Genomic DNA, 21,363 nt, shown 5'->3' with positions numbered 1-21,363 from the left:
GGAGCGAGAGGTCAGGAGGGGTTGTGCCGGACAAACTCAAGATGAACTACAACCTGCTCAACGACGCCAAGAAGGATCTCGAGGATCTGGCGGGCAACATCAAGCCGACGCTGAACGACAGTCTGTTCAGCACGCTGGCCGGGCAGGACAGTTCGAGCATCCTCGGCAGCAGCGAGATCGACTCCGCGATCACCGAGCTGCACACCAACGCCCAGGGCACGATGACCAAGGCCGAGGACGGCCTGAAGAAGCTGGCCGGTTCGTTCGGCTCGGTCGGCGAGGCGTTCCTCCAGTTCGACGCCGAGATCGCCCAGGGCATGAACGTCACCAACAGCAACCTCGCGCTGTCGAACTACTACCGCGACAAGTCGCAGTGGGACTACTACCAGGCCCACAAGAGCGAGTGCGAGAACCTCCCGGCCGGAACGAAGGCGCCGGACTTCTGCAGCGCCACCAACCCGGGCGACCACCCGCCGCTGGACCAGACGATCACCACGGACCGCGGCAACATCCAGACCCACCTGACCGTGGACGACAAAGGCAACGTGATCAAGGAAGAGACCACGGTCACGTACGACGGTAAGACGTACCACTCGGTGACGACGTACAGCGATGACAAGCACACGATGATCACCGACAGCGACTACCCGGACGGCAGCAAGGTCCACGACGAGACCAAGATCAACGACGACCACAGCAGCACCTCGACGTCCACCAGCACGGACGCCGACGGCAAGAAGGACGTCACCGTGACCGATCTGAAGGGTGACGGCAGCGGCACGAAGAAGGTCACCGACTCCGACGGTGAAGTGACCGACTACACCCGCGGCGCGGACAACGAGGACGGCACTTCCTCGGACTGGGTCGAGGTGCCGAAGCCCGAGGACGACTACACGTACTACCCACCGGTCTTCTAGACAACAGCACGCCCACCCCCGAAAGGACCATCCGCAATGGCGTACGACGGCATCAACCTCGACTACGGCAAGATCGTCGATGTCACCAACCTGATGAAGAACGCCCACGACCAGATCGTCCCGCTGGTGGAGAACCTGCGGACCCGGGTCAACACGCTCGTCGACGACGGCATGGTGTTCAAGCAGTCCAGTGAGGTCATCCGCAACACCTACAACAACTTCGACACCAGCCTGAAGGCCGCGGTCAAGGGCATCGAGGACTTCCGCGAGATGTTCAACAGCATCAAGAAGAACGCCGAAGACTTCGACCAGGGCATCAGCAACTCCCTCAACCAGGCCAAGTAACTCCAGCCCATCGAAAGGGGCTCCAGGCAACTGTCTGGAGCCCCTTCGCTTGTTGCTTGGCTTACTGCCTCGTCGGTACCGCGTCGCTCCGATGCGGCCGGGATCCGTCCGCCGTAGTTCAGCGCCGCTGCGGCCGATTGACAGTGGGAGGGTGGCTGGGGCCGTCTTGGGCCGAGGGGGATGGCGAGGCCCGGCGATCGGCGCACCGGTTGTTTGAGGTTCCGGGCTGTGGTTGCCGCCAGCCGCGCCGAGGTCTGGTCCGGTGCCCCGCCGCCGTGGTTGCTGCCGCAGTGCGGGTGGAGTGGGGAGCCCAGCAGCCCCCACCGGCACAAAAAACTCCCCAGTCACCCAACAGGCAACCCCCGCATGAACCCCAGCCACAACCCAGTACCTCAAACAACCGGTACGCCGACCGCCGGGCCTCGCCACCCACCCCAGCCACCGCGACGCGCGACCCGAAGGCTCAGTACCCGCCGCAGGCGGGCGAACCCCCACCCACGCCCCACCTTTGCGTGGATCTACTGCCGTATAGCGGCAGCAGCTCCCCGCAAACCCCACGCACCCCACCCCACCACACCACACCGTAACGTCCGAAAAACCGGAGACGGGCCCTCCGAACCTTCGGACGTTAACGGGGTGCCGGGCATAACGTCCGAAAAGGCGGAGGCGGGCCCTCCGAACCTTCGGACGTTAACGGGGTGCCGGGCATAACGTCCGAAAAAGCGGAGGCGTGCCCTCCGATCGTTCGGACGTTACGGCGGCACTGTGGTTAACGTCCGAAAAAGCGGAGGCGGGCCCTCCGAACGTTCGGACGCTACGGCGGCACTGTGGTTAACGTCCGAAAGAGCGGAGGCGGGCCCTCCGATCGTTCGGACGTTGCGAGGGAGTGGGGTTATTGGGGGCGGAGGACGGTGAGGGGGACTTGGATGGTGAGGGGCATGGAGCCGGGGCCGGTGGTCCAGCCGCGGCCTAGGCGGGGGGTGGCTCGGGTGATGTTGGAGCCGACGCGGACGCCGATGAGTTCGCCGTCGGACATGGAGCGTGCCTCCAGCAGCAGGCCGCGGCGGGCTCGGCGGGCGGCCGAGGACCAGCCGCTGAGGCCGGACTGGAAGCCGTCGGTGGTGGCGGCGAAGATCAGGCCGACGCCCTGGTCGCGGCCGGAGACGACGATGTCCTTGAGGATCTTGTCCGCGGCCGACGTCATCACCAGGTCGGCGTCGTCGATGACGACCACCTTGGGGCCAGGGATGGCGTCGAGCGTGGCGCGCAAGACGTCCTCGGGCGGATCGGCGTGTTCCATCAGCACGACCTGCGGGTGCCGTTGCAGCATGCGCAGCGGCGACTCGCGGGGCGTGATGACGATCAGTGAAGTTCCACTGGCCAGCAGCGAGACAGCGAGACAGGACAGCGCGTTGCTTCGGCCCGAGCCCGGCGAACCAAGGACCGCGTACGACGAGCTGACGCCGGCCAGGTCGACGCCGATCGCACCACCCTCGTCACCGCCGAGGCCGATCAGGCCCCACTGCGGACGCCGGTCGCCCGCAGCGACCTTCTCGTACACCTCGGCGAACTCCACCGAGGTCGGCAGCTCCGCGATCGTGAACGGCCGCCGGTCGGGCGCGACCTTGAAGTCCCGCTTCTTCGCCTCGGCCGCGATCGCGCGGATCGCATCGACCTGAGCCGACCCACCACCTTCTGCCAGTACGGCGACCTGCGTCTCGGTCCCGGTCAGCACATGCCAACCGCGCCCAGCGGCGACCATGGCCGGTACCTTCGCCAGCCGCAGACCGGCCGCCTGGTAGTCGGTCCGGTCGGCCTGCCGCAGCAGCAGCTTGTGATCGTTGTGCGAGGAGAGCCGGCCACCGAGCAGCGACCGCTCCGAGGTGGCGATCAGGTGGATACCGAGACCACCGCCTTCACGCAGCAGCCGCAGTACCTCACCGAAGAGGTTGCCGCCGTCATGGTCGTCGAGCATCGTCGACAGCGCATCCCAGCCGTCGATCAGCACGATGATGTGCGCCGGACGCTTCGCCTTCGGCAGCGCCTTGCGCAGCTCGTTCAGCCCGGTCGCGTTGTGCTGCCCGGCCAGCTCCTGCCGCTCAGTAAGCTCCTGGTTCAACCGACGCAGCAGTCGAGTCAGCCGCTCCATGTCGTGCCGCGAAACCACCGCACCACAATGCGGCAGCGTCTCCAGCGGAGCCAGCGCACCACCGGCCGCATCGATGCCGTAGATGTGCACATCCGCGACGCTCAAGGACTTGGCTGCCGACGCCGCCATCGTCCGCAATACCTGCGTACGCCCGGACCGCGGCGCACCGATCACATACAGATGGCCGAAGGTATCGAAGTCGATGCCGGCAACCCGCTGCTGCTGCAGCGCCGGGATGTCCTCCAGCGCATACGGAACGAACATCTCGGTCTCACTGGTATCCGGCAGATCCTCCAGCAGGATCTGCGCACCCAACGCAGGCTGCCAAGGCTTCGGCTGTACGGCGAAGTCCGGCAACTCGCCAGCCGCTTCGCGCAACGCCTCGACCAGCACATGCAGGTCGGTCAGCGGAACCGTCGGAGCCGGCCCCTCGACCTCTTCCTCGGGCTCATGCTCAACCGGCCGCCCGAGCGACTCCCACGGCAGCTCAGTCACCGTCACACCCGCCGGGTCGACCGGCCCGGATGGCTCGACGCCTTCCTTGCGCTCGGCACCTACCCACGCCGTCTGGAACAGATCCGCGAGACGAGGCCCGCGCCGGATCAGCGCCCGGCCCGGAATCCCTGTGCTGATCGACGCCGCCTCGTTCACGTCGACGACGTCCTGGCTCTCGGACTGGTCGGTGACCCGGAGCGCGATCCGCAGGTTGGTGTTCGCGCGGATGTCGCCGGTGACCACACCCGCCGGCCGCTGCGTGGCCAGGATCAGGTGGATACCCAGCGACCGGCCCCGCTGCGCGAGGCTGATCAGACCGGGAACGAAGTCGGGGATCTCGGCAACCATCGCGGCGAACTCGTCGATCACCAGCAGCAGCCGCGGCAACCGCGCGATCGACGGATCGGCGGCACGCTTCATCTGGTAGTCGACCAGGTCCTTGGCGTCGGCCGCGGCCAGGATCCGCTCCCGGCGGCGCAGCTCGGCGTCCAGGGACACCAGCACCCGCTCGACCAGGTGCGAGTCGAGGTCGGTCACCATGCCCAGCGTGTGCGGCAGTCCGGCACACTCCTTGAACGCGCTACCGCCCTTGTAGTCGATCAGCACGAAGGTCAGCTCGTCCGGTCGGTTCGAGACCGCGAGCGACGCGACCATCGTCTGCAACAACTCCGACTTGCCGGAACCCGTCGTACCGGCGATCAGGCCGTGCGGTCCATCGGCGACCAGGTCGACCGCGAAGCGACCGTCGAAGTCGGTACCCAGCACGAACGACGTACTGGCCGGGCGTCGGCGCCAGCGCTCGACGATCGGAGCGGCCGACGGTGGTTCCAGCTCGAGCTCGTCGAGCAGCTTGACCAGCTTCGGCAGGCCGGCGTCGTGGTCCGGGCTGATGTCGCGCACCGGCGCGAGCGCCCGGGCGATCTGCTCGCACCACTGCGGCGTGACCAGGTCGGCGCGGACGTTCTCCTGGTCGGGGATCCCCGGCCGACGGATGATCAGCGTCTCTTCTGCGGCCGCGATCACCACGCCGCACTCCTCGGGGAGCAGACGCTCGTCACGGTCCAGGCAGACCGAGTACACCCCGACGGCCGGTCCCTCGGTGAGGATCTGGATGAAGCCCGGTACGTCGCGGAGCCGGCGCGAACCGTCCGCGATCACCACGACCTCGGTCTCGGGCAACCGGTTCTGCGCCGACTGTCCCTCGGCTGCGATCCGGCGGTGCCGGCCCTGGACCTGCGCGACCAGCTCACTGATCCGCGCGTACGTCGTGGACTCGTCGTTCGCGATCAGCACAGCTGCCGAGTCGACCTTGTCCGGCCGCAACTGCGGCAACCAACGAACCCACTGCCATTCGTCAACAGTCTCTTCATCAGCCAGTACGACGATGCGCAGCGCCTGCGGCGAATGCAGTACGGCGGCCTGGATCGCCAGCCACCGGGCAACCCCACGAATCGTCGGCGCGGGCCCAGCGATCCCCAGTACGCCGTGTTGGCGCATCGGCAGCGCGATCGGGGCGTCCGGGATGGTCCAGCGAATCGTCCGGTGGTTCTCCTCGCGCCCTTGGTCGTCGACCTCTTTCAGCGACTGCTGATCCGCCGTACCGAGCCGGAGCAACAGGTAGTCAGGATCGGTACGACGGCGCTCCCACAACCGGCTGCCCGGTCGGGTCGCGAGCTGGGCGATCCGGACCGGGTCGGGCGCGGTCAGGTTGCGGATGAACCGCTCCCGCGTGACCGCGGCCTCGATCTCCTCCTCCAGGGCGGCCATCCGGGCGAAGTACCGGCGCCGCGCCTCGATGTGATCAGCGCGGTTGGTCTTCCGGGCGCTGAAGAAGTTCATGCCCATCATCATTGGGCTGAGCATCGTGAAGACGAGGAAGTAGTACGAGTTGAACAACCCGACCATCACGAGCCCCAGTACGACGGGCGCCATCACGACCGGCCACGGGAACGGGCGCTTCTGCGGCGGCGCCGGCGGCGTTGGCAGCCGGATCTTCTCGTCGTCCAGGTGCGGCGCGAGTCGCGGCGGTCGGTTGTAGTCAAGGGTGAAGCCGTCGTCGGCCAGCCGAACCGCAGCCTGCGGCTCCATCGAACCGCTGCAGCGCAGCAGCACCGTCCCGGCCGCGAGGTCCTCGTCCGGCAACCACGGGCGCACCTCGCCGACCGCGGCATGCCCGGGATCGACCACCCGCTGTGACTTGGCCGGGTTGCCCGCGTGCTCGTCGTCCTCGACCCTGATCGCGGTCGTCGCCGCGTCATCCTCCGGCGGCCCGATCTGCCGGCTCGCCACCTCACCCGTGAGGTCGTCGGTCCGATGCCAGAACGCTTCACCAGCTGGTCCGACCGTCACCCACAAACCACCGGTCGGTACGTCGTCCCCGGTCAGCTGGATCGTGCACAACAAATCCGAGCCGATCTCGTGACTCCCCGGCCCGACCCGCCACACGCGCCCAGCCTCCGGACCAGAGACCGCATGCAGCTCGACCACAACCGGCGCGGTACCAGTCGGCTGGCCCTGCAGCAGATCCGGTACGTCGATCGGTCCGCCGAGGCCGAGAACGCCACCGGTTCGGACTCCCGAGCCTGCGAGCGGGGTCGTCGGATCAAGCAGTCGGCGACCGAGGAAGAGCGGCGTACCGGGCTTGCCGAGACCCTCAGCCAGTCCCGCCACGGACAGACCGCGCGGGACGCGGACGATCCGGTCGGCGCGCTCACCCGAGCGGGCTTCGACGGTGGTGAGGTTCAGCTCCACGAGGCAGCCTTCCGGGTCGGCTCACCGGCGCCGCCCGCGGCGGAGACGCCGATCGGGCCGTCCGGCAGGCTGAGGTCGTCGAGATCGTCGAGCGGCTCGGTCGCGAGCGCGGCGGTCTCGGTCCCGAAGTCGTGCGGTGGCAGGCGACGGATCGACCGCGCCACGGCCCTTGCCAACGGCAACGGATCGATCCGGAGCCACTCGGCCGCGCCGTGCAGCCGCAGACTCTGGTCCGGCAGCGCCTCGATCAGGCGGCAACTGCCGCGCGACGGCCCGAGGGTGAGCAACCGGCGACCGGCCGGCAGCGGCCCCTGCAAGGGCTCGGCGCCGACCACGAACCAGACACCGAGCCGGGTCAGGGCTTCGGCGAGCGGCAACCCGTCATGCCGGGAATGGATGCCATCGGCAACTTCGATCGCGCCGACCGGCAGCCGGACGTCGAGCTGGGCCGCGATCGCCTGGACCACCGGCCGAGCGATCCGATTGACGCCGTACACGGAGAGCGTGCGCGGTCCGGACAACACATCGATCATCAGTACGGCGCTGCCGCCGCTGTCCGTGCCGAGGCAGACCAGCAGCGGCGTCTCGGTGTGCCGCGTGGTCGGCTCCGGCAGGCTGTCCCGGTCGATCCACCACAACCGCGGGTCCTGGTCGTCGTGCTGCCACGGTGCAGGCAGCGGTACGTCGGCCTCCGGGCCGGCCACCAGCACACCGACCCGCTTGCGCGTCAGCGCCACCGCGTACGGCGCGGTTCCGGGCACAAGGTTGTCGGCGGCAACAATCACTTGCTCGGCTGCAGTCCAGGCCGCCTGGTCCCGCAAGACCTGTGTCAGCAGCCGAAGCCGGCGCCGGTACCGACGGCGGGCCGCGATCGGCTCGACGAACGCGTGCACGGTCCGCTTGGTCTCGCGCTTGATCCAGCGCCCGAGCCGCTTCCAGCCACCGAGCTTCCGGACCAGCAGGTTGACCAGGATGATGACGAGCAGCCCGACACCGACGTACCCGAGGAATGCGCGCACACCACTGCTACCGAACCCCGTCATGCAGCAGCTCCGGCCCAATCTCCGCGGGTGAGTTCGGCGCGGATCTGCCGAACGGCGTTGTGGGCCCGTGATTTCACCGTCCCCAGCGGGACACCGAGCACGGCCGCGACCTCTTCGCCGGGGTGACCGAGCAGATGGATCCGGGCGACGACCTCACGGTGCGCGGGCGACAACCGGCGCAGCACCTCGACCAGCACCCGGCGGTCGATCACCTGCTGCACCTCGTCGGGCTGCCGGTCGCTCTCGAAGTCCGGCGCGTCCAGCCCGACCGGTACGGCGCGGCCGTCGCGGCGGTGCTGGTCGATGACCAGGTTCCGGGCGACCCGGAACAGCCACATCCGGACCGGGCGGTCGGTCCACTCGATCCGCTCGGCCAACTGCCAGGCCCGTAACAAAGTTTCCTGGACGACGTCCTCGACCGCATGACTGTCGCGGCCCAGGATGCTCGTCACATACCTGCGCAGGCTGTCTCGTTCGGCCAGACACAGATCGATGACGATGGTCCGGCGCGCGCACTCGTCGATGATGGATCTCCCTCGTGGGCGACTCGTTGGAGGACCCCCAGATCAGTCGCCAAAGTAATCTGAGAACGCTCTCATGGCAACAACAGACGGTGAACGAACAGCAACAAAGAGGTCACATGCGACGACCGGTCGGTTTGGCACGGTGACCGGCATCACAAACTCGCGATCGTTTGACGAGGGGCGGGTGGCCGGGTGATCCTGCGGAGTGACAATGCCCGGAATCCCTTGCGGGCATGAGCTCTTCCGCTCATATGAGCACCCTTGCCCTACCGTCCCAGAGCACAGGAGCTGACGTGAGGTCACCCCGAATCCCCGGCAAGACGGCGAAGCCCTCGTCGTCACGCTTCGCGGATACCTTCGCCCAGCGGCCGGACCTGCCCCGGGTCAGCCGGATGCCGGACCGGCGCGCCTGGTCGGCCACGCTGCTGGTGACCGGGTTCGTGGCCGGCATCGCCTTCGCCGTACCGGCGCTGATGCACTCCGACGGTGGAAATTCACCAGCCTACGCAGCTGATGCGCCACTCGTTGGCCGAACCCCGACCGGCGTCGTACCGACTCCGGGCACGTCGATCACCACGGTGCTCAAGCCCGGCGTGACCGTAACGTTGCCCCCGGCAACCGTGACGGTGCCGGGCAAGAACACCACGATGGTGGTCACCGTCCCGGGCAAGAACCTGACCGCGACCATAACCTTGCCACCGGCAACCACCACGGTGAACGCCACCACCACGGCGACCGCGACCACGACCGCCACGAAGACCACCAACACCACAACGACGGTGAAGGCCCCGCCGCCCAAGGGTGCGGAGGCGATCGGCGGGCCGCAGGCGCCGGGTGCGCAGCAGCCGATGGCGCTGAAGAGCGACAGCTCCAACCGCTGCATCGATGTGAAGGACGCCGGCGACGGCGTCGGCCGTGACGGCACGCCGCTGATCGCCTGGGACTGCACCGGAAACGCCAACCAGCACTGGAGTTTCCAGCCGGACGGAACCATCCGCTCGCTGAATCTCTGCATGGACGTGGCGAACGCGCAGTCGACGGACGGTACCCAGATCCAGGTCGCCAACTGCAACGGCGGCTGGGCCCAGAAGTTCCAGCTCACCGACCAGCGCGAGCTGGTCAACCCCAACACCCACAAGTGCGTCACCGCCGACTCCGGCGACAACGGCGCGAAGCTCACCCTCCGCTCTTGCGCCGGTGCCCCGGTGCAGAAGTGGAAGAGCTAGAACGCGTACGGGTACGGCGACCAGTCGGCAGGGCGCTTCTCCAGGAAGGAGTCGCGTCCTTCGGCGGCCTCGTCGGTGCCGTAGGCCAGCCGGGTCGCCTCACCGGCGAACAACTGCTGGCCGACCAGTCCGTCGTCGATCATGTTGAAGGCGTACTTGAGCATCCGCTGCGCCGTCGGTGACTTCGCGCAGATCTTCTTGCCCCACTCGAGCGCGACCGCCTCGAGCTCGGCATGCGGCACGACCTTGTTCACCATGCCCATCCGGTAGGCGTCCTCGGCGGAGTACTCGTCGCCGAGGAAGAAGATCTCCCGGGCGAACTTCTGCCCTACCTGCCGCGCCAGGTAGGCCGACCCGAACCCACCATCGAACGACGCCACGTCCGCATCGGTCTGCTTGAACCGCGCGTGCTCCGCCGACGCCAGCGTCAGGTCCGCGACGACGTGCAGGCTGTGTCCGCCACCGGCCGCCCAGCCCGGTACGACGCAGATGACGACCTTCGACATGAATCGGATCAGCCGCTGGACCTCGAGGATGTGCAGCCGGCCGGCCTTGGCCTGGTCGATGCTCTCCGCGGTCGTGCCCTCGGCGTACTTGTAACCGTCCTTGCCGCGGATCCGCTGGTCACCACCGGAACAGAACGCCCAGCCGCCGTCGCGCGGTGACGGCCCGTTGCCCGTCAGCAGCACACAACCCACGTCGGACGACATCCGCGCGTGGTCGAGCACGCGGTACAGCTCGTCGACGGTGTGCGGCCGGAACGCGTTGCGCACCTCGGGCCGGTTGAACGCGATCCGGACGACGCCTGCGTCGACCGCGCGGTGATAAGTGATGTCGGTCAGCTCGAAGCCGTCCACCTGCTTCCAGGCCGACGGGTCGAAGATCTCGGAAACGGTCACCTGCCCGAGACTAGTTCAGGCTCTCGCGGTGCTTTCGCGCAGGACGACCTCGGCCTTGAAGGTCTCGGTCGTCGCCTCGCCGCCCTCGATCGCCAGCTCCAATGCGCGCCGTCCCATCTGCTCCAACGGCAACCGCACCGTCGTCAGGCTCGGCCACACGTCCCGCAGCGTCGCGATGTCGTCGAACCCAGCCACACCGAGCTGCCCCGGTACGGCGACGCCACGCGCCCGCAGCGCGGACATCGCACCGACGGCCATCACGTCGTTCACCGCGAACAGGCAGTCCACGTCGACACCGCGATCCAGCAACTCCTCAGCCGCGGCGTATCCGCCGTCCCTGGTGAAGTCGCCGATCTCGATCGCGACCGGCTCGAGTCCGGAATCGGCCAGCCCGGCCACGAATCCGTCCCGCCGATCGCGTGCGGTCGCCAGCGTGTCGGGCCCGCCGAGGATGCCGAACTTGCGCCAGCCCAGCCCGGCCAGCGAACGCGCCAGCTCGGCGGCACCCGCCCGGTTGTCGGGCTCGATCGTGTGCGCCGGCATTCCGGACTGACTCACCAACGCCAGACCCGCACCGGAGTTCAGGAAAGAGGAAACTTCGGATGCGGTCCGGGTCAGGCTCTCGGCGTCCGTGCGCCGGCTGCCGATCATCACCGCGGCCCGGGCGCGCTGGGCGCGCAAGGAGGCCAGGTAGGCAATCTCACGCTCCGCATCACGGAACGTGCTGGCCAGCATCACCAGCAGGTTCCGCTCGTCGGCGGCCCGCATCACGCCGTTCGCGATCGCGGCGAAGTACGGATCCTCGATGTCGTGGACCAGGATGCCGACCACGTTGGTCGACGACTTCGCCAGGGCCTGGGCCTGTGCGTTCGGCGTGTACCCGAGTTCGTCGGCCGCCGCTTTGACGCGTTCCTGCAGCTCCGGCCGGGGGATGCGGTCCCCGCCGTTCAGGACGCGGGAGGCCGTCGCGACGGACACGCCGGCGCGCTGTGCCACGTCCAGCAATGTGACCGGTGCTCGCAGATTCACTGGCTACCCTTTCGTCCCTTCCCCCCGGGGCGGTGGCGGTCACCTTATCGGAAAGCTCTTCCCGTGACGCTGTGTACCGGGCAAGTCGCGGGCAATCCGCCCAGCACCTGGCTTTGCGACACGCGAGTGACTAGCCTTCCCATCCATGACGACCGTCCGCACCAGGGTGACGATCCTGGTCTCGTCCACTGCGCTCTGTTTCGGCGCTGCCATGAGTTCTGCCACGGCTGCGCCGGTTCCGGACGGCCCCGACGGCTCGCGCGCCGGGAGCCCGATCCCGGCCGGCCCGCCGCCGAACATCGACCAGCGCACGCACAGCACCGAGCCGGTCTACGACTACGCGAACGCGATCCGCGAGTCGGTCTACGTCGACACCACGATGGACACCGACTCCGATGGCAAGAACGACGTGATCGCGGTCGACATCGTCCGGCCGAGCGAGACCGCGCTGACCGGCCGCAAGATCCCGGTGATCATGGACGCCTCGCCGTACTACGAGTGCTGCGGCCGCGGCAACGAGAGCGAGACCAAGACCTACGACGAGAACGGCGTCATCAAGAAGATGCCGCTGTTCTACGACAACTACTTCGTCCCGCGCGGGTACGCCATGGTCGGCGTCGACATCGTCGGCACCAGCCGGTCCACCGGTTGTGGTGACGTCGGCGGCAAGGACGAGATCGACTCCGTGGTCGCGGTGATCGACTGGCTGAACGGCCGCAACAGCGCGCACACCTCGGACGGTTCGCCGGTGACGGCGTCCTGGACGACCGGCGCGGTCGGCATGATCGGCAAGTCCTACGACGGCACCCTGGCCAACGGGGTCGCCGCGACCGGGGTCAAGGGCCTGAAGACGATCGTCCCGATCTCGGCCATCTCGTCCTGGTACGACTACACCCGCTCCGGCGGCGTCCCGTACTCCGACGACTACATGCCCTGGCTCGGTGGATACGTCGGTCACGACACCCCCGCCTGTGACGCGGTCCGCGCCGACCTCGGGGACAACGACGACGACGAGACCGGCGACTACACGAAGTTCTGGGCCGAGCGCGACTACGTGAAGGACGCGCGCAAGGTGAAGGCGTCGGTCTTCATCACCCACGGCCTGAGCGACTACAACGTGCAGACCAATCACTTCTCGCAGTGGTGGGACGCCCTCGCCAAGAACAACGTGCCGCGCAAGATCTGGCTCGGCCTCGAGGAGCACGTCGACCCGTTCGAGTTCCGCCGCGACGACTGGGTGAACGAGCTGCACAAGTGGTTCGACTACTGGCTGCAGGGCCTGCCGAACAACGTGATGCGCGAGCCGATGGCCTCGGTCGAGACCTCGCCCGACGTGTGGAACGACTACAAGACCTGGCCGGCCACGAAGCACGCCGTACCGGTGCCGCTGGCCGCCGGCAAACTAGGTGCCGTCGGCAAGGGAACCGTCACCATCACCGACGACCCGGACCTGACCGAGGACGACATCGTGGCCACGCCGTCCGACGAGATCGCGGGCCGGCAGATGTTCTTGTCCGCACCGCTCCCGGCCGCGATCCGCGTCAGTGGCACACCGACCGTGACGCTGCGGATCAAGGCCGACTCGGCCACCACGCCGGTCACTGCCCGCCTCGTCGAGTACGGCGACGCAAAGCGGTACTCGGGCGTTCGCCGTACCGGCACCGAGACCTGCGCGGGCGAGAGCACGTCGTACGACGACAGCTGCTACTTCACCGTGCAGAAGCTCACCACGCAGTCCGACCACGGCATCGTCAGCCGGGGCTGGATCGACGCCGCGCACAGCGATTCGAACGCCAAGCCGAAGCCGCTGACCCCCGGCAAGTGGACGACCGTCACCGTCCCGCTCCGGGCCCAGGACGAGATCATCCCGAAGGGCCGCATCCTCGGCCTGGCCGTCACCCTGTCCGACGTCGAGTGGACGAGCCCGAACGACACCGGCGCCACGATCTCCATCGACCTGGCCGCCAGCCGCCTGAACCTCCCCCTCACCACTGGCAAGCTGACCGCCCCGACCAAGGTCGCCCCGCTCGACGTGGACATCACCACCCCGAGCCAGCGCCCTGACCTGCACGACCCCAAGAACTGACGAGGACGAGCGCCCGGCGACTTCGTACCGGGTCCGGGTCTTGACCGCACGGTGGATCCACTCGGCGCATAGACCAGCCGCACGGTGGATCCACTCGGCGCAGACACCAGCCGCACCGTGGAACCACTCGGCGCATAGCCGGATCACACGGCGCACAGTCGGACTGCACGGTGGAACCACTCGGCACCGCCCACTCGTCGACTGAACCCACCGTGCACGCCGCCACCGAGTGTGCGGACCATGCTGCTGGCAAACGCTTGCTGGCAACACACCCGCGCCACTCGACACAGTGGATCCACTCGGCGCAGGCACCAGTCGCACGGTGGATCCACTCGGCGAGGACCAACCCCGGGTTACTCATTGCGTAGTACTCCACAGTGTGTAGTAGTGTGTGGTGCAGATGAGGAGGTTGGGGATGGATACGAGCCAGTTGCTCAAAGGGGTGCTCGACCTGGCGGTGCTCGCGGTTCTGCGCGACGCCGACGGCTATGGGTACGACGTTCTCCGGCGGCTGCGCGCTGCCGGGCTCCATGACGTGGCGGACGCGTCGGTCTACGGGACGCTCCGGCGGCTGTTCGCGGCCGGCGCGCTGACGTCGTACGTGCAGCCCAGCGAGGAAGGCCCGCACCGCAAGTACTACGGGCTGAACAAGACCGGCCACGACCTGCTCGACCAGTCCACCCGGACGTGGACCCACTTCGCCGACATCATGTCGGTACTGCTGCTGACCAAGGAGGCCGCGTGAACAGCACCCTGACCGGAGCGGTCGCGATGTACCTGAGCCAGGTGCGCGCGGAGCTGAGCGACCTCCCGCCCGGCGAGCTGGCTGACGTCCTCGAGGACGTCAGCGGTCATCTCACCGAGGTCGCGGCCGAGTTCGACAGCGAGCCGACCATCACCGCTCTGCACGAGCGCCTCGGCACCCCGCGGCAGTACGCCGACGAGCTGCGCACCGCGGCCGGCTACCCGCCCCGCACAACCAAGCCGCCGGCCGACCAGAACCCGGCCAAGAAGTCACTCCGCTGGGGCCTGATCGCTGCCCTGGTCGGTCCGTTCTTCGTGATGATCGCGGTGTTCTCCGGCGGCGGTGGCGTGAGTGCCTTCTTCGGGTTCGTCGGCTTCGTCATCCTCTTCGGCGCGGCGTACTTCGGGGTCAAGGCCTTGCGCGGGAACGACCCGCGGATCGTCCTCGACACCCCGCAGGGTCAGCGCGGCGAGCGCGCGATCCGCGACCTGCTCGACCAGATCCCGCCGAACCTGCGCAAGGAGCTCGTCACGATCGGCCAGCCGGTCTGGTGGGTGCTGCGCGGTGCGGTCGGCGGTGGCGGCTTCTTCCTGCTCTTCGGCGCCGGCGCGGTCGCGGTCGTCGGTGCGATCGCCGGGGCCATCGTCTCGGTGTGGGTCGCGCGGCGTACGCAGCAGGACCACCGCTGGCTCTGGTACGTCGTCCCGCTGAACGTGGTCGCCGCGATCGCCGTACCGGCCTTCCTGTCCGCCGCCTTCCTCGGCGCGTACAGCGGCGTCTTCGACCGCGACTACAACAACAACAGCAACTCCAACTACAACCCGCCGGAGCAGGGACTGACCTGGAACGGCAAGGACGTCAGCAACATCTACCCGTTCGATGCCCAGGGCAAGCAAATTTCGGTTGCCCTGTACACCCAGGACGGAGAGGCGATCACCCTGCCGCTGCAGGACTGCCTGACGGAGAACAACAGCAACAACAACAACGCGAGCCCGGGGAACAGCAACATCTTCCCGCACCCGATCGCGACGTACCCGACGCCGACGGATGAGACCGGCACCGAGACCGAGCCCCCGGCCGAGCCGGTCTGCACGGACAACTCGAAGCCGCCGTTCGCCCCGCCGCAGTTCCCGAACCTGACGCCGACGCCCACCCCGACGCCGACGCCGCCGGCCGCTTCGAAGCCGATCCCCACGCCGACACCTAGCGTGAAGCCGACAGCAGGCAAGCCGGGTGCGACGTTGACGGTCCAGCCGACCCGTTAGGTCCAGCCGACCCGTTAATAATGCGCCGCGGCGACGCGGCGGTAGGTGTATCCCAGGCGGTGGTAGACCGCGATCGCGGCGGGGTTGTCGCGGTCGACCATCAGCCCGGCCCGGCCGTGCCGTTTCACCAGCTCGGCGGTGCCGAATCCGCAGACCTGCTGGGACAATCCCTTGCCCCGGGCAACCGCCCGGGTGGTCACGCCGGCCAGGAATCCGATCTCGGGTGCGCTCCACGCATCGGCCGCGATGCTCAACAGCTCGCCGTCATCCGCCGAGATCGCGGCCCAGCGCCGTACACCGGAACGACCCGGCCACGCATACGACTCAGGTGACGCCTCGGTCAGCAACGCCTCGACCCCATCGTCCCCGTCCAGCCATGCCGCGGTCGTCGTGACCGCCGGAACCTCGGCCGTGTCCATCCAGCCGAACGCGGCCGAAAACTCCAACCCAGGCACGCGATCCGAGAGCTCCCTGATCAGATCCTCATCGCCGAACGGCCGGTACGACGTACCCGCGTCGATCGAGGTGATCAGCCGGGCGACCTCGGCCGGCGGTCCGGCGACGGCCAGGCGATCGCGTTTCGAGAGCTCCGGGGATGCGACGGCGACCGCGCTCCCGTCGTACCAGGCCCGGACGCCAGGCGCGAAGCCCTGCCCAGCCCAGACGATCAGCGGATCCCCAGCGGCCGCGGTGATCAGGTCAGCTGTGGTGTGAATCTCCTGCACAACTTCATTCTGTCTCAGCCCGTTGGAGGGCGTAGGGCGTGAGGTGGTGGTAGCCGCGGACGGAGACGCGGCGGAGCTTGCGGAGCCGGTACGACGGGTGTCCGTCGAGCGCGGCGGCCAGCTCGCGATCGACGAGGACGCGACCGGGTTTGCACTCGGAGGTGAGACGGGCGGCGATGTTCACGACTTCGCCGTACACGTCGCCGAGGCGGATCAGGATGCTGCCGTAGCAGAGGCCGATTCGCAGCTCAGGCAGGTCGTCCACGGCGGCGACCGCGTCCTGGAGGGCGAGTGCGACGGCCGCGGCCTGGGCGGCGGTGTCGGTGACGAACAGGACCTCGTCGCCGATCGACTTGATCACCCGGCCGCCGTTCAGCGCGACGACGTCCGCGGCCATGCCCTCGAACCGTTCGATCAGCTGGCCGAGCTCGATCTCGGTCAGCCGCCGGGTCAGCCGCGTGTAGCTGACGATGTCGGCGAACCCGACCGCGCGAATCCCGCGGGCCATTTCGTCGGAACCCGCCACCGCCCGGCCGGCCGCGGCGGCGAGGTGCCGGCGCCAGACGTAGGTCTGCAACTTCTCCATCGCGGGCAGCAGCAGCCCAGCGACCTCGATCGCCTCGTCGGCCTCCAGCGGCGCCGTGGCCAGGAACTGCAGGAACATCGCAGACTGCCAGGAGGCCAGCCGCGACTGGGTCTGGCCAAGCTTCCGGGCGAGCGAGGATTCCATCTCCGGGTCGATGAAGTTGTCGTCCTCCAGCGCCGCGACCAGCCGCAGCGCCTCGACGTCGCCGTCGGTGAACGCCACCTCGTCGTCCGGCACCGTCGCGAACCCGAGCGCATGCCACATCCGCTCGGCGCGCGCGATCGAGATCCCGGCCCGCTCGGACACCTCGATCCGGGTGAACTTCCGGTCCCCGCCGAGCAGCGTGCGCTCGAACTCGGCCTGCAGGGCGCCCAGATCCGGCTGCCCCTCAGCGGGGGACGCCTCAGGAACCACCGCGGCGCTCGGCGATGGTGGCGTCGATGGCTTCCCGGAAGTCCGGCAGCCGCCGGGTCAGGTCCTCGAACTTCTCGCGGGTGAAGTGCAGCAACTGCAGCCGCGACTTCGCCGTGACCGTTGCTGTCCGCAACATGTTCTTCCGGACCCCGACCTCGCCGGCGATATCGCCCGGACCGAGCTCGGCAATCTCCTTGCCCTTCTCCCGGACCGCCGCCGTACCGCTCAGGATCAGGTACGCCGCGTCCGGCGCGGTCTGCTCCAGAATGAGCGACCACCCGGCCGGCACCGACACCTCTTCGCCGGCCCGGAAAATGTCCCGGATGTCCTTACCGGACAGATCCGCGAACAGCGGCAGGTCCCGCGGGGACGTTCTACCCAGTGCCACGTCGATCCTCCGAGTCGCCGATGTTTCCCGTCAGTAACTCTAACGGCTGCACCCCTCGCAGGTCATCAGCATCCCCGAACTGGTCTCCCCGACCCGACGGGCTCGCCGAAACAACCGGGGGCGGCGGCGTCCTGGACGAAGTGCGTTAGGGCAGGCGGAGGCCGCGCATCTGCGGTGAGGCGTAGACGTTGGTGATGCGCACGCCGTCCAGCCAGGTGGTGAGGCGTTCGGCCTCGGCCTCGAGGGCCTTGCGCGCCTGGTTGCCGACGTTGTCGTGGATGACGAGGCGGACGGGCGCGGCCGGGTCCTCGGCGTCCTGCAGCCAGCACCCGACGATCCGGCCGTCCCACCAGGCGGTGTTGCCCGCGTTCCCGTTGCTGTCGAACAGGTACGGCTTGTCGGCCGGGTCGAGGTAGAAGTCCCGCTCCTTCCACCCCATGACCGTCGGATCGAGCGATGGGAGGAGCGCCGCCCAGGGTTCTGGGCGCTCGTCCTGGACGTCGTCCGGCAGGACCCAACCGGTGCCACCACCGTCGAGGCTCACCTCAACCGCTTCGACGGTCGCGAGCGCTCGGCGTACGGCGGTCTTGGTTGCGCCCAGCCACCAGACGATGTCGGCCTCGGTTCCCGGGCCGAATGTTCCCAGCCAGCGGTGGATCAGTTCGGCGTACCCCTCGGACTCTTCCAACGCTGTTGGCCGTTGGCCGAGCCAGTGCTCGGCGGACGTCCAGGCGGGCTTGTTGAGGCGCCAGTGGCCGGCATTCACCCCGCGCAGCACGCGGCCCTCCGCACTGAGCATCGCCATCACCACCGGCCCGACCGGAAGCTCACCAGGACCACTCGGACGCATGTGCCCGAGCTCCGGGACCTGCTCGCGCATCTCGCTCATCGTTCGGGTCGTGCCGTCCGCCAGCAACTCGAGCACTGCACTAGCGACCTCATCGATCCACTTCTCGGGGGTCGTGATCCCGCTCGCAGCTAGGTCTTTCGCCAACCGCCCCCGCTGTTGCATCGCGACCCGCCGCGCGGCACTCCCCAACGCGGCCGGGAGGAGATCCCGCGGGAACACGAACAGCGTGCGTCGCATCGCCAACTGCTTCACCACGCTGCGCTCGTCGTACAAGGTCCGCTCGATGTCCGCCACGGTCACCCCGGCAACGCGCGCCCACAACGAGAGGTGGACCGTCGCGGCCTCGGTCGCGTGCAGCACGGTCATCCCCCGGACCGCGGCCTCGATCGTGTCGAACCGCCGCACCAGCCCATGCCTCGACGCCAGCCGGACGCGACGCTGAGCGTCAGAAATGTGCAGCACGTCGCCATTCTGTCTGGTGCCGCCGACAGTTCAGGACGTCTTGGACCACCCGCGGCGCCGGCGGGACGTCTTGCGGCGGATCGGGCGGCGGGGGCCGATCAGACGCGGTCCGGCGAGCCGGTCCTCCAGGCGCCGGGCCTCGCGGCGGATCGGCTGCGCGACGTATTCACCGAGGATCACGCCGGATGCGATGGCGATCGAGATCGCGACCGCTGTGGCCAGGCTGACGATCCCGATCAGGTTGCCGAGTCCGGTCAGCTCGTAGAGGCCCTTGTAGATGGTGAGTCCGGGCAGGAGCGGCACGGTGCCGGACACGACCACCACCAGCGGCGGTACGCCGGACCTCCGGCCGAGCGAGTAACTACCGAACCCGACCGCGAACGCAGCCGCCGCGGTCGACCACGCCGGCCCGAACTCGGCCCGCGTCATCAACGTGTACACGAGCGATCCGCCACCACCGATCACCGCGACCGGCAGCAACGCCCGCAGCGGCGCGTACGACGCATACGCGAACGCGACCGCCATCAACGCGCCTGCGCCGACCATGATCGGCAGGTTGGAGAGCTGGATCGTCTGCGCCTCGATGCCGACATGGAAACCCATCTTGATCCCGATCGCGAGCCCGAGGCTCACCCCCGCGATGATGCCGCCGGTGAGCAGCATCGCCTCCAGACTGCGCGCGGCCGCGGTCACGTAGTACCCGGTGATCGCGTCCTGCACCGCACCGGTCAACGCGATCCCGGCCAGCAACATAATGATGCCTGCGGCAACGACCAACGACGGTTCCACCGGTGCGTGTACGGCGTACAGCACCAGCGCGACCGCCATCGCAACGAACGCCCCGGCCACCTGCTGATAGAACGCCGGCAACCGCTGCCGGTTGAACCACCGGTTGCTCAGATCAATCGCAATCGCGGTGACGACGGCAACCAACGTGATCAGCCAGCCACCACCGAGCAACAGCGTCGCACCACCCGCCATCACACCCCAGGCGACAACGGCGGTCCAGCGCGGGTACGGCGGTCCGGCGGACGTCAACCGGGCCAGCTCGCGACTCGCCTCGTCGCGGGTGACCTCAGCACGCGCATACCGCCGTACCAGGCGATCGACCTCGGTGAGGCGGGAGAAGTCCTGCGAGCGGTACCGGACCACGCGCATGTGCGTCTCGGGCGCGGTATCCGGCGACGCCTGGTAGGAGATCGCGATCGACGTGAACGTGATGTCGACCTCACACCCGCGCAGCGCACCCGCCGCCGCGACACCCAGGATGGTCGCCGTCGCATCCGCCGTACCGGCCCCACTGGACAACAGCACCTCGCCCACGCGGAGCGCCAGGTCCAGCGTCCGGTAGACCTCCCGCTGATCGTCCAGATCCGTCACCCCACCAGCACATCACACCGCCACCCTGAGCCGTCTGAGCGCATCCCTCAAGAACCCATCGCGCCGCTCCGTCGCTTCGGGTGTCCAGAGCACCGTGGGCGTGTTGAGCGCCGCCACCACATCCCAGTAGGCGCTCCCGCCTTGCGGTGTCAGCCCGTAGGTGATCGCCATCTGCTTGCGTAGCTCACCGAAGTCCACCCCGGGATCCCCAACCCCCGCCGTCTTCCAGTCGATCAACACACACTCGGTCGGACTCGCCCACGCCACGTTCCCCGGCCACACATCCCCATGCAGAAACACCGTCGGGCCTCGCGGTGCCGCGATTTCTTGTATGACGTCGTCCGCGACCTTCAGCAATGGCGTTGTCGCCAGCAGGCCCTCACGACGGTCCCGGGCAAAGTCGTCGAGCGCGATCGGGCGGATCCTTCGTGGCAACCCCGGCCGTGCCTCCAACGGCACATGCACCCGCCGCAGCGCCGCCTCAACTCGCTCGAGGTCGGGATGCTCCGGCCACGTCGTACTCCCCACCACCGTCTCCACCGACGCCGTCAACTCAAGGTCCACCCCCAGCAACCGCGGAGCCGGTACGCCGTACTCCTCCGCAACCGTCAACGCCGCAACCCCGGTCGCGATCATCGCAGCGTCAACCCGCGGCGTCACCGCCCGCAGCACAACGCTTGTCTCCCCGACACGCAAGAGCCAAGGCCCCTGCTCCCCATGCAAAGGCCGCACCGACACGACCCTCGCCTCGCTGCCCAAACACCCAGCAGCCCACTCCACAACACGCTCGGCCGGCATCCCGCCGCCTGCTCTACCCTTCCCGCACTCGCCAACCGTGCCAGACCCGGGTACCTAAACCAAACCCCTTACTCCCTGACAAGTCGGTAAGAAGCGCACCCAGTCCTGCTGCGCTGTACCTCCCCAAACCGGTTCGGGGAACCCGTGCACCCCCCCACCAACCCACAGCGGGGAGCATCCACCACCCGAATCGATCCTGGATCCTCCCCAAACCGGTTCGGGGAACCTGCACGCCCTCACCAAGCCAGTGCGGGGAGGATCCACCACCCGGACCAATCCCCGATCC

The 21,363-nt window shown here is 68.3% G+C and carries 17 protein-coding genes; 6 read left to right on the top strand and 11 right to left on the bottom strand.

Features of this window, described 5'->3' with window-relative positions:
* Window positions 1–23 precede the first annotated feature (23 nt).
* Window positions 24–917, top strand: a complete 894-nt coding sequence (locus ACFVWG_RS33165) for a hypothetical protein (RefSeq protein WP_391547409.1) — start codon at window positions 24–26, stop codon at window positions 915–917.
* Between the two features lie 36 nt (window positions 918–953).
* A complete protein-coding gene (locus ACFVWG_RS33160; protein WP_132409322.1) occupies window positions 954–1,262 on the top strand; it encodes a hypothetical protein in 309 nt (102 codons plus the stop codon).
* An 892-nt stretch (window positions 1,263–2,154) separates the two neighbouring features.
* On the opposite strand, the gene ACFVWG_RS33155 is transcribed toward ACFVWG_RS33160, so the two are convergent.
* Genes ACFVWG_RS33155 through ACFVWG_RS33145 form a run of 3 tightly spaced genes read right to left on the bottom strand, consistent with a single transcriptional unit; the run spans window position 2,155 to window position 8,164 of the window.
* Entirely contained in the window at window positions 2,155–6,657 is a 4,503-nt protein-coding gene (locus tag ACFVWG_RS33155) for an FtsK/SpoIIIE domain-containing protein (protein WP_391547408.1), read from the bottom strand.
* Window positions 6,648–7,700, bottom strand: a complete 1,053-nt coding sequence (locus ACFVWG_RS33150; RefSeq protein WP_391547407.1) for a hypothetical protein — start codon at window positions 7,698–7,700, stop codon at window positions 6,648–6,650. Before ACFVWG_RS33150 ends, ACFVWG_RS33155 begins: the two co-directional genes overlap by 10 nt.
* Window positions 7,697–8,164, bottom strand: coding sequence for a sigma-70 family RNA polymerase sigma factor (locus ACFVWG_RS33145; RefSeq protein ID WP_391547487.1), 468 nt, complete (start codon window positions 8,162–8,164; stop codon window positions 7,697–7,699). The genes ACFVWG_RS33150 and ACFVWG_RS33145 overlap by 4 nt, the downstream gene beginning before the upstream one ends.
* Window positions 8,165–8,517: 353 nt before the next feature.
* On the opposite strand from ACFVWG_RS33145, the gene ACFVWG_RS33140 reads away from it, so the two are divergent.
* Window positions 8,518–9,450, top strand: a complete 933-nt coding sequence (locus ACFVWG_RS33140; RefSeq protein WP_391547406.1) for a ricin-type beta-trefoil lectin domain protein — start codon at window positions 8,518–8,520, stop codon at window positions 9,448–9,450.
* Here ACFVWG_RS33140 and ACFVWG_RS33135 read toward each other — a convergent pair.
* Window positions 9,447–10,349, bottom strand: coding sequence for a 1,4-dihydroxy-2-naphthoyl-CoA synthase (locus tag ACFVWG_RS33135; protein WP_391547405.1), 903 nt, complete (start codon window positions 10,347–10,349; stop codon window positions 9,447–9,449). The two genes, ACFVWG_RS33140 and ACFVWG_RS33135, sit on opposite strands and share 4 nt — an antisense overlap.
* Before the next feature lie 15 nt (window positions 10,350–10,364).
* Complete coding sequence (locus tag ACFVWG_RS33130; RefSeq protein ID WP_391547404.1) at window positions 10,365–11,378, bottom strand: LacI family DNA-binding transcriptional regulator; 1,014 nt, start codon at window positions 11,376–11,378, stop codon at window positions 10,365–10,367.
* A 145-nt stretch (window positions 11,379–11,523) separates the two neighbouring features.
* Here ACFVWG_RS33130 and ACFVWG_RS33125 point away from each other — a divergent pair, with 145 nt between their 5' ends.
* From ACFVWG_RS33125 to ACFVWG_RS33115, 3 genes are all read left to right on the top strand, one after another.
* The gene (locus tag ACFVWG_RS33125) at window positions 11,524–13,464 is read left to right on the top strand and encodes a Xaa-Pro dipeptidyl-peptidase (protein WP_391547403.1); all 1,941 of its coding nucleotides are present in this window, start codon (window positions 11,524–11,526) and stop codon (window positions 13,462–13,464) included.
* A gap of 415 nt (window positions 13,465–13,879) precedes the next feature.
* On the top strand, window positions 13,880–14,209 hold the full coding sequence (locus ACFVWG_RS33120; protein WP_132175444.1) for a PadR family transcriptional regulator: 330 nt from the start codon (window positions 13,880–13,882) through the stop codon (window positions 14,207–14,209).
* A complete protein-coding gene (locus tag ACFVWG_RS33115) occupies window positions 14,206–15,474 on the top strand; it encodes an HAAS signaling domain-containing protein (RefSeq protein WP_391547402.1) in 1,269 nt (422 codons plus the stop codon). Before ACFVWG_RS33120 ends, ACFVWG_RS33115 begins: the two co-directional genes overlap by 4 nt.
* Before the next feature lie 14 nt (window positions 15,475–15,488).
* Here the strand turns inward: ACFVWG_RS33115 and ACFVWG_RS33110 are convergent, their stop codons facing one another.
* The 6 genes from ACFVWG_RS33110 to ACFVWG_RS33085 form a co-directional block, all read right to left on the bottom strand.
* Window positions 15,489–16,199, bottom strand: a complete 711-nt coding sequence (locus tag ACFVWG_RS33110) for a GNAT family N-acetyltransferase (protein ID WP_391547401.1) — start codon at window positions 16,197–16,199, stop codon at window positions 15,489–15,491.
* Between the two features lie 4 nt (window positions 16,200–16,203).
* The gene (locus tag ACFVWG_RS33105; RefSeq protein WP_391547400.1) at window positions 16,204–17,199 is read right to left on the bottom strand and encodes an adenylate/guanylate cyclase domain-containing protein; all 996 of its coding nucleotides are present in this window, start codon (window positions 17,197–17,199) and stop codon (window positions 16,204–16,206) included.
* Window positions 17,189–17,587 (bottom strand): cyclic nucleotide-binding domain-containing protein, encoded by a 399-nt coding sequence (locus ACFVWG_RS33100; protein WP_391547399.1) that lies wholly within the window; start codon window positions 17,585–17,587, stop codon window positions 17,189–17,191. Before ACFVWG_RS33100 ends, ACFVWG_RS33105 begins: the two co-directional genes overlap by 11 nt.
* A gap of 145 nt (window positions 17,588–17,732) precedes the next feature.
* Window positions 17,733–18,899: a winged helix DNA-binding domain-containing protein gene (locus tag ACFVWG_RS33095; RefSeq protein WP_391547398.1), complete on the bottom strand. Its 1,167-nt coding sequence runs from the start codon at window positions 18,897–18,899 to the stop codon at window positions 17,733–17,735.
* Between the two features lie 30 nt (window positions 18,900–18,929).
* On the bottom strand, window positions 18,930–20,279 hold the full coding sequence (locus ACFVWG_RS33090; RefSeq protein ID WP_391547397.1) for a threonine/serine exporter ThrE family protein: 1,350 nt from the start codon (window positions 20,277–20,279) through the stop codon (window positions 18,930–18,932).
* Window positions 20,280–20,291: 12 nt separating this feature from the next.
* Window positions 20,292–21,077, bottom strand: a complete 786-nt coding sequence (locus ACFVWG_RS33085) for a phosphotransferase family protein (protein WP_391547396.1) — start codon at window positions 21,075–21,077, stop codon at window positions 20,292–20,294.
* Window positions 21,078–21,363: the final 286 nt, after the last annotated feature.

Source organism: Kribbella sp. NPDC058245 (genome assembly GCF_042882005.1).
Classification (GTDB): Bacteria; Actinomycetota; Actinomycetes; order Propionibacteriales; family Kribbellaceae; genus Kribbella.
This window is presented reverse-complemented; position numbering and strand designations above follow the sequence as displayed.

Bases quoted from the DNA above. Each gene is read 5' to 3' on its own strand.
- ACFVWG_RS33160 (WP_132409322.1), top strand. From the start codon at position 954: ATGGCGTACGACGGCATCAACCTCGACTACGGCAAGATCGTCGATGTC.
- ACFVWG_RS33150 (WP_391547407.1), bottom strand. From the start codon at position 7,700: ATGACGGGGTTCGGTAGCAGTGGTGTGCGCGCATTCCTCGGGTACGTC.
- ACFVWG_RS33125 (WP_391547403.1), top strand. From the start codon at position 11,524: ATGACGACCGTCCGCACCAGGGTGACGATCCTGGTCTCGTCCACTGCG.
- ACFVWG_RS33120 (WP_132175444.1), top strand. From the start codon at position 13,880: ATGGATACGAGCCAGTTGCTCAAAGGGGTGCTCGACCTGGCGGTGCTC.
- ACFVWG_RS33085 (WP_391547396.1), bottom strand. From the start codon at position 21,077: ATGCCGGCCGAGCGTGTTGTGGAGTGGGCTGCTGGGTGTTTGGGCAGC.